Below are 12,369 nucleotides of genomic sequence, written 5' to 3' on the forward strand. Positions count from 1 at the left end.
GGCGATAGAAATTCCTAAAAATCCTCAGGAGGTGAAAGGATTAATTGCTGACTTATTCACATTTTGTTACAAAGATAGAAGGAACTCTCGTGGATTGAGAACGGTATGTTTGGTGGCTTTACCGGTACAACCAATAATTCTGGCACTGATTGGGGAGAGCAAATGCTCAATACCGTCGCCAGCAAAACGATTCGCCACCTTTTTACTAGGAGCGAGTCAGTGGATGTCTCTGTTCGCTGTCATCCTTCCAGTAAACTGTTGCAGGGCAGCATCGATAGCTTCAAAATGAGTGGTCGTGGTTTGGTAATCCGTCGGGATTTCCGAACTGAGGAGATGTCCTTTGAAACCGACGCTGTCTCCCTTGACTTTAGCTCAGTTCTCAAAGGTAGAATTTCCCTAAAGCAACCCACCCAGGCGATCGCTCAGGTCATTTTAACCGAACCTGATATTAACCAAGCCTTTACAGCCGAACTGGTGAAAAAACGCTTGGAAAATCTTGCCAATCCATCTTTACTAGAACTTTCTGGTGGTGAGCCGATTTCCTTCACCGACGTACAAGTGCAACTGCAACCTAGAAACCGTCTGCGAATTTCGGCTAAGGCGCATCTAGCCAATCATGGCTTAGTACCCATTGGCATGACATCTACGCTAGAAGTGGAACGACGCCGTCGTATTCTCTTTACAAATTCCCAGTTTGAAGCGGATACAGTGCCGGAGTCTATGCGCGAAATTTCTCAAGCTTTAGCCGTTGCCCTTGATGAGATTTTAAATAACATGGTTGACCTTGATCGTTTCAATCTAGACGGCATTACTATGCGCATCAATCGCCTGGAAACCCAGGGTAAAAAGCTCGTTTTCAGTGGCTACGCTCAAATCAGGCACATTCCTAATAACCCTTAATTAGTAGTTCTCCATTAGTAGCTATAGACCTTTGTCTCTAAAAGTTCTGTTTGTTGATCTAAGATTGCTGCGTCTCACCCTCTTAAAATCGCTACAGTGACCGTCGCTGTAGCGGTTTCTCATTCAGTCAAGCGCGCCTCGTACGAGAATTACGGTACTTTGTACACCCCGCGCGATCGCTTTGGGAATATTCTGATGAATCATCTGCTGTAAGAGTCTTTCGCGACTAGCTCCGACGATAACGACATCGTAACCGCCTGTGTTAGCCAGCTTAATCACGGTTTCGGCAACAGCAGCACCGCGTAAAGGAACTACCTCGATTCGGTTACTGATGCGGTTGCTAAGAAAATTGACAGCCTTTTCCAAGCTAGCTGTGTCAGGTTTGATTTTAGAGGGAGCAAAAACTTGGGTGAGTGTAATTGTTGGTTCTACAGCCAAAGTTGTTAAAGCTGGTATTAGTTCCAGCGCCCGTCTGGAGTTGGGACCACCAGCAATTGTAACTAACCAACGATGCCAACCCAAAGGCAACGGACAATAGGATGAGGTTGTCCCATCGCTAAGCGCCCTTTGTCGATACCCCAGCTTTACTAACACCAGTTCACAGGGAGCTTGCCTGATCAGAGTATCAACAATATTGCCAAAAATGCGACCCCTAGCTGTAGTTGGCTCAGCTTGCCATCCCATAAAGATCAGATTAATATGTCGCTCCTTAATCGTCTCTAGAATAGCTTGGGCTACGTCGTGAGCAGCACGAATCTGGGTGTGAACAGCAATCTCCCAGTCCTTCCCTAAATCTTCCGCCATACTCAGCAATTTACGGTTTTGAGCAGTATTGAGGGTTGTATGGGCAGGATTTTGGCTGCGGGGGACACAGATAACCTGGAGGCACTCTATTTCAAAGTCGCGATCGCGGGCAATAGAGGCCGCCACTCGTAACAGTACTGGCGCAGTTTTAGGATTAACTAAAGGAACGAGAATACGCCCTCGCCCTAGAGCGGGAGAGCGAGTTTGATAAACTACATAGGACGGTTCAGGACTAGGCCCTAGTGTGTCAGTTTTACTGCTAAGTTGGTCGGCTTCAGCGCGAATAATATCGGCACGAGTAATGATTCCTATTAGTTTACGACCCTCTGTAACAGGCAACCGACTCAGCTGGTAGCGGTCAAGCAAATAAAGGACATGGCTTAAAGAGTCCGTTGGTAAAACTGTTACTGGTTTTGGGGTCATGATTTGCGCCAAGGTTGTATTCCTATCTGGCTGGCGTTGGGTAGCATGACCAATGTCTCTAATGGTAATAATACCTACTAACTGAGAGTCATCAACCACAGGAAAACCGCGATGATGGGAACGGGAAAAAGCTTGAATTGCTTCCTCTATCGTCATCTGACTAGCTAGGGTTTCCACACGTCGCTGCATTAGGTCAGACGCCTTCAACCCAGCCAAAGAACCTTTCTCAACTATTTCTGTGGGTAGGGTGTAACCTTTCCATTCCAAAAGACGCTGATAGAGCGATCCTTGGGCCAAGCGATCAGCAACTAGGTAAGAAACTACACTGGTGATCATTAAGGGCAGTACCAGATTAAAGTCCAATTTCATCTCAAAGACAATGACAATTGCCGTGACTGGCACCTTAGAAACAGCGCTAAAAAAGGCTCCCATGCCTGCTAGAGCATAGTTAGTAGGTGAACCGTATCCTAGGAAATTAACCTCGCCAACCCCAACTAAGTAACCGAGAGCAGAACCTAAAACCAGAGATGGGTGAAATAAACCTCCAGGTGCTCCAGAACCATAGGAAACTAGAGTCAGAAAAAAGTAGGCAACAAAGGCAAAGCTGGTAAATTGCCAGCTAGCATCACCCGTAATGAGCAACTCTCTTAAACCACTGTTATTGCGAAACTCATCTGGTAGCTGGGAGACTATACACCCGCAAACCATCCCCGCCACACCAATACGTACGGGCAAACTCCAATTGAGACGCTGGTAGAGAGTAAGACTAGCGAGAATTCCCCGATTAAACAAAGCACCCAGTAAGCCAGCCAAGACACCCAGCAACAAATAAAAAGGAATCTCTGGTGCCCATAATCTACGAGAAAATTCTGTCAATTCCAAGTTGAGATCCAGGCTACCTCCACCCAATACCCGCGAGATCACGGCACCAATAAAGGAGGCAAGAATTGCAGTACCCAGCGTTAGGTTTGAGACATCATGAAGCAGTTCCTCGACAATAAAAATTACACTGGCAAGGGGGGCATTGAAACCGGAGGCTAAGCCAGCGCCAGCACCAGCGGCAATCATCTGACGTCGATGTTCTGGGGAAGTAGGCACCCAACGTGTTAATTGAGACGCCAAAGCAGCTCCGATATGTACCGTTGGCCCTTGCCTACCTAAGGTCAGTCCAGCTGATAGAGACAGAATAGTACCGAGCAACTTAACCAGGGCTACTCGTAAATTAAGGACAATGGGAAACTGAGCAAGTGCGCCTTTAATTTGAGGAACACCACTACCAGTAGCTTCCGATCCTAGAGACTCAACAAGAAAACCACAAAGTAGTCCTAACGAGAGTCCAAAGACTGGCAAGACAATAATCGGGGGTAGCTGATTAGAAGCTAGAATGCGCCATGATCCTAACCAGCCCACACATTGTTTGAGTAAGACAGCCGAGAGCCCTGAGACTATACCAATGAGACAGGCTTCGGCAATCGCTAAGCTTCGCCTTGGTACTAGCCAGGGGCGAAAGTAATCGCGAGTTTTTGATTTGTTGAAGGTATCTTGTTTTGGCGCAGTCTTCTGGGAAAAAAAAGGAAATTTATCCATATTGATCGGGAATGAGGGCTCAGGGATGAGGTCTTCCTTCATCCCTGCCATAACCTGATGAACAGGCTCTGACTCCTACTCCCCAGCAGTTACAGACAGGCCTTCGACAATTAGAGAGGGCGTGTAGCAAGGCCCGTTCCAGTCGGCATCCTCACCTATTGCTACCAACTCCTCTAAAGCGCTGTAAACATTACCACTAACCATTGTGTCTTTAACGCGACCAATAATTTGTCCTTGAGATACCCGGTAGCCCAGCTCAACATTAATGGAAAAGTCACCGGATATTCCAGCGCCACTACCCAGGATTTGATCTACTACTAGTCCTTTGTCTAGCTGCTTGATCAGTTCTAAGAGAGAACCTTTTCCTGGTTGAATCAGCAAGTTGACTAAACCTGGAGTAGGATAGCTACCCATACCGGGGCGAAATCCACATCCTGTGCTGCCTGTACCTAGTAATCTGCCAATAGTGCGATCGCTATAAAATTGCTGCAAGCGTCCTTGTTGAATTAAGAGCAGGGGCTGGGTAATAGTTCCTTCATCGTCAAAGGGGCAACTATACGGGCCGGCTTCTGGTTGTTGAGAAAGATTCACCTTGGTTGACATGACTACCTGACCAAGGCGATCACTCCAGGGTGTCGCTTTTTCAATTACTCGTTTACCATTTAAAGCTGCCTCAACTGTATCCCAAAGCAAATCAGCCGCCTTAGACGTCAACAAAATTGGCACACGACCAGTTGCAGGAGAGATGTTGTCTTGCGCCCAGTTCAAACGTTGTAAAATTTGCTGAACTAACTTGTGGGGGTTGAGCGTACCTCGCTCGGTTTGACCATCAGCAACACTCAAAAAGTCATCACCTCGCACCCATTCTGCCGATAAAAAACAACTGAGTGTGGTGTCGGTGCAGTAGCAATCTAGCCCTCGGGAGTTGACTAAACGTGTTGTTTCTTCTTCACATTCCCATTGAGATGTACAGAGGACTTCGGGGTAAACATCACGAACTAGGGCAATTGCCTCCTTACCCATGGCGATGAGTTCTTCCGCTGGCACGTCTTTGCCCATGTCGGGGTAGTGAGCTTTCTCTGTCTCGGCAAGTTCCACTAGTTCTGGTTCATTGAGGTGCGTCACCGCAATCGCCCTGTCTACCAAATCTTGAGGTTCTACTGAGCCATAGGCTACGGCGAGTCCGGGACGCCCATCTCGCCATAGCCGCAGCGCGATTCCCTCTGATTGGCTGCTCTCGATCTGCTTAAGTCGGTTTGCCTCGAAAAAAACTGGTCTTGAGAGCGATCGCGATTGATAGACCTCTGCGCTTGTCGCTCCTGACGCAGCTGCTAGCTCTAAGAGCTGCTCGCCGTGCAGCGCTTGTGGCAAATCATGAGAACCCATAACTTTTGTTGTTTGTCGTTTATCGTTTTTCTTGTGTTGTTTGTTGTTGTTAAAAATTGGTCAATTGCTCAGAAGCAATTGCTAACTATCAACAATCAAATCAATGAACAATTAGCAATGACAAGCTACTTCAACTCTTGCAACAGCCAAAATCCAGCGAAGGTTTCTGAGGTAGGAGACGACTGCACAGCGAGAAAATGTACCTCAGAGGCGTTCTGCTTTGCTGACTCAAAATCTTTGGCTTGAGCCAAAATTTTCGGGTCTTTGATGTTATCCATAATCCAGCAATCACTGGCACCAGTTTCTAGTAATAATCTGGCTGGTGAACTGTCTTCAAATCTGAAGTACACTAGTTCTAAACCTGACATCCAAGCAGCCAAAGGTTTGGCTCTGGAAGAAAATACAATAATTCCAGGAATCGAGGTGTCGGGAGCAATGCCTCTCATCGATAAGGGGAAAGCTTCACCAAAGTCAATTCCCCACTCGTTCATTTCCTCGAAGGCTGAGGCTTCTAAACTGACAAATGTCCACTGTTCTCCCTGCAAGGCGTCGGGCATTGCTTGGGGTGTTTGGGGCTGATAACGGACAAAAGAGGATGCTGCTGCTGAGGGTTCATATCCGGGCTGATGAGGATAAAATTCCTGGATCCTTTGTTGTAGCCATAGCTCTAAAGTATAGGTACGGCGTGTTGCCTGAGCAGGAATCTCAAGTTCTTGGCAGGCCTTGGTAATCATGTTGCTCATCTGGCGACGAAAGAAGCGAATTTTTTTGGGAGTCTGTTTTGCCTGAGCAATTGCTTTTTCCAATGCCTCTCGTAACCAGATAGAATTAACCTGCTGATTGGGACAAAACTGAGAGTATCGAAACAGATTATCAGTGGGCTGGCGTGTATCTAAAGGACTTTCGCACAGTAATACTTCCCAAATCTTCTTTTGATTTTCGTCCAAAATTGGACGCGAGTAAAAATCTAGTTCCCAGATAGTTTCCATGCCACTCACTTATAGGTCAATATTTATTTTTCTTTCTCTTGGGTCGTTTTATAATTAATTTGTGGTATGTCAAAATCCTAGGTTTGATTTTGACTTTAGTTCCTCTATTTTGATTATTAGGTAACAAGAGTTGATAGTCAATGGTAGTCAAATGTTGACTAAAAACCCTAGAGGAGGTACTTACTAAGCTTAGGTCTAGATTTACTATAGATAAGTGGCAGATTGGTCTGCCACCTTTTATTTTGGATGGTGTTCAAGACTCATTTGCTATTTTAGATCGGGGTACAATTCTTGATAATTTTACCAAGTATTTGCCCAGTTAGTTCCAACTAACTGGACTTGGTGTTCAATAGAAAAACTTTCAAGAATTCCCCCTTAATCAGCCGACATAAAGTGTATCTATGAGCAACGAACGTACAGAAGTATTAGCAGTTAATCAGGCTTTTTACCAAGCCTTTGAGAAAAAAGACATTGAAGCGATGAGTCTTGTTTGGTCCCAGGGTACTGGCAGCCTCTGTATCCATCCCGGTCGTAACGTATTGCGTGGTTGGAAAGAGATTAGTTTATCCTGGCAACAGATATTTAGAAACACCAAATACATCGAGATCGAAACAGATATTCTGGTAACAGAGATTTGCGACAATCTAGCCTATGTCATTCTGATTGAAAATTTGCTACAAATCAGCGGTGGTAGAAGTGTCCAAGCGCAATCAATGGCAACAAATATTTTTGAAAAAATGGCATCTTCATGGTATCTGATTCATCACCACGGTAGTCCTATAATGTAATGCCTAAATTTTAAAAAAATAAACCGCTATGATTTACCTAGCGGTTTATTTCTAAACACAGATCATCACCCCTGCTCTACAGAAACAAGGCTTTCAACTTCTACGGTTTATGGTAAAGTATTTTCCTGCCTCACCTATTCCAAGGGGGAAACTCGGAAGCATTGCCTAGTTAGGAAATGAATTGGGGTTTTCGGTGATTCCTTGTCCCCATTGTCTCCTGAGTATTCAGAGATGGTGCAACGCCAACTTCTTGAAAATTCTACGGCGCCTGAAAAGAAACCAAGGTACTCTCAGGAAAATAGCTCTGAAAAATTCCCTGATCTGCCAAAACTACCACTAACTGCAGTGGATAGTCGGGCTGAATATGCAAATCTGCCCAGGGTACGGCGACCTCCAGACACTGGTCAAGAGCCATTTGAGCGCGACTGGGACGAGGATGCCACTGACAATGTTGACCAGCCTCCTGGAACCAAAAAGATTGAGTAAGCAGATTAATTCCCAACTGATGACGGAATAAATAGTTTAGTGGTGCTTGATCGGGTAGTTCTATTAAGGGCGCAGGGCTATTGTGCCAGGTTATGCCGGGATAGAACCATAGCAGATGTAATTCTGCGGGAATGTCCTTACCTGGTTGCCAAGCTTTCTGGAAATCTAGTCGCAAGTAGAAGTTGAGGTGATCCACACCATACCAAATGCGCTGGATGGTGCTGTTGCGGTGCATCGTACCCCTGGCACCTCCAACCTCAATGCGGCCAGCTTTTTCCCAATCTTGTTCGTCACCGATACCGTCAATCACCGGATGGATAAAACTCTCTGGTCGATGTTGGTCTTTGGCTTTGTGGCTTTCTACTGGTTGCTTGAGGTTAGCCGGAATCGGCTCGTTTAATGCTTGGTAAATCGCACTCAGGTGTTCGCGGAACAGCTGATCGAAGATAGCATCTTGGTGGGAAGAGTGACCCTCACCAAACCACCAAAACCAGTCGGAACCTTCTGCTGCATACAAGGCTTCCCAGACTTCTGGGTTATTTTCTTCTGTTGCTTCTGGGTGTTTGGCTAAAGTCTGCCTTGCTTGGGTCAGCAAATCCCAGGCCCGATTTTTGGCGGGGTCACCGATCCAAGTGGTGAAGCTGCCATCTACCCAGGAACCACTATGCAACTGATTTGCGGGCATAGTTGCGGTAGGCGGAAATTGTTCGATAAACTCAGAAACCGTGACCAACTTAATTTCTGGATGGTTGCTCAGAGTCTGATAGAGAGATTCGAGAAAAGGCAGACCGTCTTGTTGATAATACTCCCAGCAGTTTTCTCCATCCAGAGCAATTGTCACTAACCAAGGTTGTTCTAAGGAGGTGCCGGAATCGGGCTGTCGATGTTTCAAAGAGCGAGCAATTGCGTCTAAATGTCCTACTAAGTCGGCTGAGGCTTGCTTCGGTTTCATTGAACCGTAGGTAAAGCCAATCAAATCTGATAAACGGTGGTCGCGAAATACCATTGCCAAATCACCATAGGGAGTCTCCAGGCGATAAGGACGGTAGAGTAACTCCGGTTCCGAGATGTTTCCTACCTCATCCCGATGGAAAAAGTGCTTGAGACTCCAACCCAGCACTGCCTCGTCTGAGCAAGTCCATTGGAATCCCTGTTGGGTAATGTAAGGTAAAATCTGAGGACTCACTGACTGTTCCGAAGGCCACAATCCACGGGGTGTTCGACCAAATCGGTCTTGATAGAGATCCCAAGCTTTCTTTAAATGCCGGGGTATATCCTCTGCCCACTGAAATCGCTGCTGGGGTAAAGTCATCCCAGGAACTGCCACGCGACCAGCATTAGTATCTGCCAGCAAGGGTAAGATTGGGTGAGTGTAAGGTGTTGTGGTTACTTCCAGTTGACCGGCTTCTTGCATTTTCCGGTGCTGGGGGATAATACGACTGAGGATTTCTTTCTGCTTGGAGAAAATGCGCTGTCGGTCACCTAAACTGAAGTTCTGCCCTTGCTTCAACCATTGTTCAAGGTCTGGGTCACCCCAAAACAAAGGATCGATCCAGACCAGGTTGTGCCATGCTAATAAGTCACTATAATCCTGGGGCGTCCAATTTTCCTGGCACCACGTCCTCCCCTTTTCCTGTTTTTGTTGGTAAAGTTGCCGATAGCGGGGGTGAGGGTCAATCATCGTGCGGTGATGGGCATCGAAAAAATGCTCGATGATGAATTGCTGTTGCCCAGGACTAAGCTGTTCGGTGGGTGTCAGAGCAACTTCCAGATAGGGATCGAAGGCAGTACCAGCAATGTAATCTTCCAGTTGCAAAATTAGCGATGGAACTAAGTTTACTGTCTGATGCAGCTTAGGATAGCGCTCCAGCATCAGCACTAAATCTAGGTAATCTTTTGTGCCGTGTAGCCTTACCCAAGGTAGACGATATTGTCCAGAGGTCAAGGAAAAGCGATCGCGGCATTTTTTATACAGTGGCTGGTGCTGATGCCAGATGAAAGCGACGTATAAGGGATGAGACATAATTGTAAGATGCGATTTTTACCTACAGCATCCGCCCAGTGCTTGCTTACCATCAGCTTTTTCTAAAATGAACAGTCGCTATGGTGCCAAGTCTAAAAATAGCGCCGCTTGGTCATATTACAAAATACCCTAAGACTACACCCAGCCGGATGTAGTCTTTCAAGGCACAGTGTTGCACTGCTCAAAACTCAAAAACTCTAGATAACTTGCTCGACTTCAGCGATTTCAGGTATCATTTCCCGCAAACGCCGCTCAATACCCATTCTTAGGGTCATGGCTGAACTCGGACAAGAACCACAGGCTCCCTGAAGCCGAAGTTTGACTACAGGACCATCTAACTCAACTAGTTCGACGTTACCGCCGTCCGCCATCAAGTAAGGACGCATGTCATCCAACACTGTCTCGACGTTTTCAGGAGTTAATGCCAATGATTGGGACATAGTTCACCTCTTGTGATTTGCTGATAAGATCAATTTCAGGAAAATTTTCGTCTTACGGTTAGAGGAAGAGTTACTTCTAAATAATCCTGAGTTTGGCTGACTCAGATTGTTTAACTAACACCTAATTACCTAGAGGATTCCTCTCTCTAGGCTGGAATTGGGCTAGCCTTTTTCAGCCAGCTATCTGATGTGAATTCTATCATGTTGCCCAGTATTAATCTGAGTCTGGCACAATCAGAAGCGGCGGCTCACAGTTGGCGATGAAGACGAGTGTGACTCATCCCAAGCTCAAGAGATGCCAGACTCTACTTTAGCGATACTTTCACCTGCACCTTTAACGGGGTACTGCTTTTTCGTGTCGTTTAAATCTATCAGGGAATCATTTGGCTGAGTAGTTTTCATCACAGGTTCTTGGTAGAGCGGCACGGTGAAGGTGACGGTGGAACCAAGCCATTCACCCATACTATAAAAATTGACTACGCCTCCCATGGTTTCTACCAATCTTTGGGAAATAGTCAGTCCTAAACCAGTACCACCGTACTGGCGAGTCCGCTCACCATCTACTTGAGAAAAGGTTTGAAAGAGTTTGTCTTGCTTGTCAAGAGAAACGCCAATCCCTGTATCTGCCACCCTCACTCTAACCATCCCAGGTAGTTCTTGATTCTGGAAGGGCACCTTTTTCTTAAGAACCTCGGCACTAATAGTTACTCCGCCTTCGTGGGTAAATTTGACGGCGTTGCTAACTAGATTTAGCATTACCTGCAGCAGCCGCTGATAGTTACCATAGAGAAGCACTTCGTCATAGGTTGCGGTACGCTCTATATTCAAGCTGAGGTTCTTTTGCTGTGCTTGATTGTGGGTGAAATTATAAACAGCGTCCAGTAGGTCATCTAGTTTGACCGGATTAAGCTCAAGCTCTAGTTTACCAGCTTCAATTTTGGCAATATCGAGAATGTCATTAATAATATTGAGTAAATGCAGAGCTGAATTATGGGCAGTGTTAATGAATTCAGTCTGCTCCTCTGGATCATCCACCATGCCATCGATAACTAACTTGAGGCTACCAATAATCCCGTTGAGGGGAGTGCGTAGTTCATGGGTGGTATTAGCAAGAAACTCACTTTTTAGTCGGGAAGCAGCCTCAGCTTGCTCACGTGCCACTTCTAGTTCTTTGTAAAGGGTGGCATGAGCGACTGCTGTACCAACTTGCTCAGCTAGTTCTCGCACTAGCTCGATTTCTGAATCACTCCACTGACGGCGACGATTGCACTGTTGTAAGATAATCAAACCGTTAGGTTCGTCTTTATCAGAGGTAGAAACCGCTAGTACTGAGAGTTCGTTGAATTGAGTTTTGGTGATTTGCTCTACTACTACCGGCTCATGGGTAAAGAGTACTTGAGACAGGTAAGGTTCAGACTCTAATTCCAAAATCCTGCCGAGCATGGATTTGAAACCCTTCTGGCAATACTCTGCCTCTACCTTAAGGGCTTGCCTGCCGGGTCGATAGGAGCAGACAACACAACGAGTAACCTGGAGTGCCTTCCCTAGGCTATTGGCAGTTTGCTGCCAAATGGTCTCCAGATCAAGAGTGCGACGAATTTTTCGGGAAATTTGGGTAAGCAGTTTTTGATTAGGGTCTAAACTTAAGGGCACCAGAGAGTCGATTACTGTCTGTACCGATGCTTCCGCTAGGTGGCGACCTATCACCAAAACAGTTGTTGCCTTGCCATCTGTTTGCAACATTGGGCTGATTACCAGCTCAAAAGGTAAACAATAGTCTTGGTAAGAAAATAAATGAATACAACGTTCCGGAGTCCTTTGCTCTAGAACCCTTTGGATTTGCTCCCGATAGGCTTCGAGGGCGATCGGACAAAGTGTATCACACAGGGGAAGCCCCACCACTTGCTCATTTGCCAAACCGTAGCGCTCAGCTTCTTGCCAGTAAAAAGAAAGGTACTGACCAGATGCATCCTGAGTAAAGGCAAGTTCAGACTCTAACCCCTGCAAAAAGCTAAACTTGCTTGGTGCAGTAGGAGATTCCATATTGTTATACCCAGATTGAAGATTTTGAAAGTTAGCAGGAGCGTTCATTAGCAGAAACCTGGAAACTTTAGTAACAAGAGGATGAGTAGTTGCGTTTCCGGTGTCAAGACAACCTAGTAACGACTCAAAGCCTCAAGAGACGTATCTTACTTAGGCCCCGAGGCTTTTTCTTGTTTTAGCTCAATCATTCCATTCACCTCGTGGCGGCACGGGTGGATTCCGTTCTAAGGTACGAGTAAGTTCATCATCGCGGTCACGTTCGCCTCTAAGCCATTGACGAATTGCCGTTTCAATTATCTTGCTTGGGTCGTTTGTCAGGTGTTTAATTTGTTCTAGGAGTTCCGCATCTAGATGGATGGAAATTTCTTCCTTGTCAGCCGAACTTTCTCGATGTAAAGCCTGATCATTCATAAGCAGTATTCCTTTCCCTAACATGGATCTTACGATAATTAGCAAAGAGCCTAGCCAAGGGGCGCTTCTAGCAGCCGACTGCTACTCTC

At 46.1% G+C, this 12,369-nt stretch carries 9 protein-coding genes; 2 read left to right on the plus strand and 7 right to left on the minus strand.

Annotated elements, in window-relative coordinates; genetic code table 11:
- Positions 1 to 105 precede the first annotated feature (105 nt).
- Positions 106 to 900: an LmeA family phospholipid-binding protein gene (locus ACT7WV_RS16740; protein WP_445103962.1), complete on the plus strand. Its 795-nt coding sequence runs from the start codon at positions 106 to 108 to the stop codon at positions 898 to 900.
- Between the two features lie 123 nt (positions 901 to 1,023).
- Here the strand turns inward: ACT7WV_RS16740 and ACT7WV_RS16745 are convergent, their stop codons facing one another.
- The 3 genes from ACT7WV_RS16745 to ACT7WV_RS16755 form a co-directional block, all read right to left on the minus strand.
- Complete coding sequence (locus ACT7WV_RS16745; protein WP_445103963.1) at positions 1,024 to 3,714, minus strand: chloride channel protein; 2,691 nt, start codon at positions 3,712 to 3,714, stop codon at positions 1,024 to 1,026.
- A gap of 75 nt (positions 3,715 to 3,789) precedes the next feature.
- Positions 3,790 to 5,100, minus strand: coding sequence for a TldD/PmbA family protein (locus ACT7WV_RS16750; protein WP_445103964.1), 1,311 nt, complete (start codon positions 5,098 to 5,100; stop codon positions 3,790 to 3,792).
- Positions 5,101 to 5,225: 125 nt separating this feature from the next.
- Complete coding sequence (locus tag ACT7WV_RS16755; RefSeq protein WP_445103965.1) at positions 5,226 to 6,089, minus strand: Tab2/Atab2 family RNA-binding protein; 864 nt, start codon at positions 6,087 to 6,089, stop codon at positions 5,226 to 5,228.
- 401 nt (positions 6,090 to 6,490) lie between these two features.
- On the opposite strand from ACT7WV_RS16755, the gene ACT7WV_RS16760 reads away from it, so the two are divergent.
- Positions 6,491 to 6,877: a nuclear transport factor 2 family protein gene (locus ACT7WV_RS16760; RefSeq protein ID WP_445103966.1), complete on the plus strand. Its 387-nt coding sequence runs from the start codon at positions 6,491 to 6,493 to the stop codon at positions 6,875 to 6,877.
- Between the two features lie 259 nt (positions 6,878 to 7,136).
- On the opposite strand, the gene ACT7WV_RS16765 is transcribed toward ACT7WV_RS16760, so the two are convergent.
- From ACT7WV_RS16765 to ACT7WV_RS16780, 4 genes are all read right to left on the minus strand, one after another.
- Positions 7,137 to 9,386, minus strand: coding sequence for a glycoside hydrolase family 57 protein (locus tag ACT7WV_RS16765; protein ID WP_445103967.1), 2,250 nt, complete (start codon positions 9,384 to 9,386; stop codon positions 7,137 to 7,139).
- Between the two features lie 197 nt (positions 9,387 to 9,583).
- Complete coding sequence (locus ACT7WV_RS16770; RefSeq protein ID WP_445103968.1) at positions 9,584 to 9,826, minus strand: NifU family protein; 243 nt, start codon at positions 9,824 to 9,826, stop codon at positions 9,584 to 9,586.
- 288 nt (positions 9,827 to 10,114) lie between these two features.
- Complete coding sequence (locus ACT7WV_RS16775) at positions 10,115 to 11,917, minus strand: ATP-binding protein (protein ID WP_463424179.1); 1,803 nt, start codon at positions 11,915 to 11,917, stop codon at positions 10,115 to 10,117.
- Positions 11,918 to 12,049: 132 nt separating this feature from the next.
- A complete protein-coding gene (locus ACT7WV_RS16780) occupies positions 12,050 to 12,280 on the minus strand; it encodes a hypothetical protein (protein ID WP_445103970.1) in 231 nt (76 codons plus the stop codon).
- Positions 12,281 to 12,369 lie beyond the last annotated feature (89 nt).

Source organism: Symploca atlantica LB2515, from assembly GCF_052546295.1.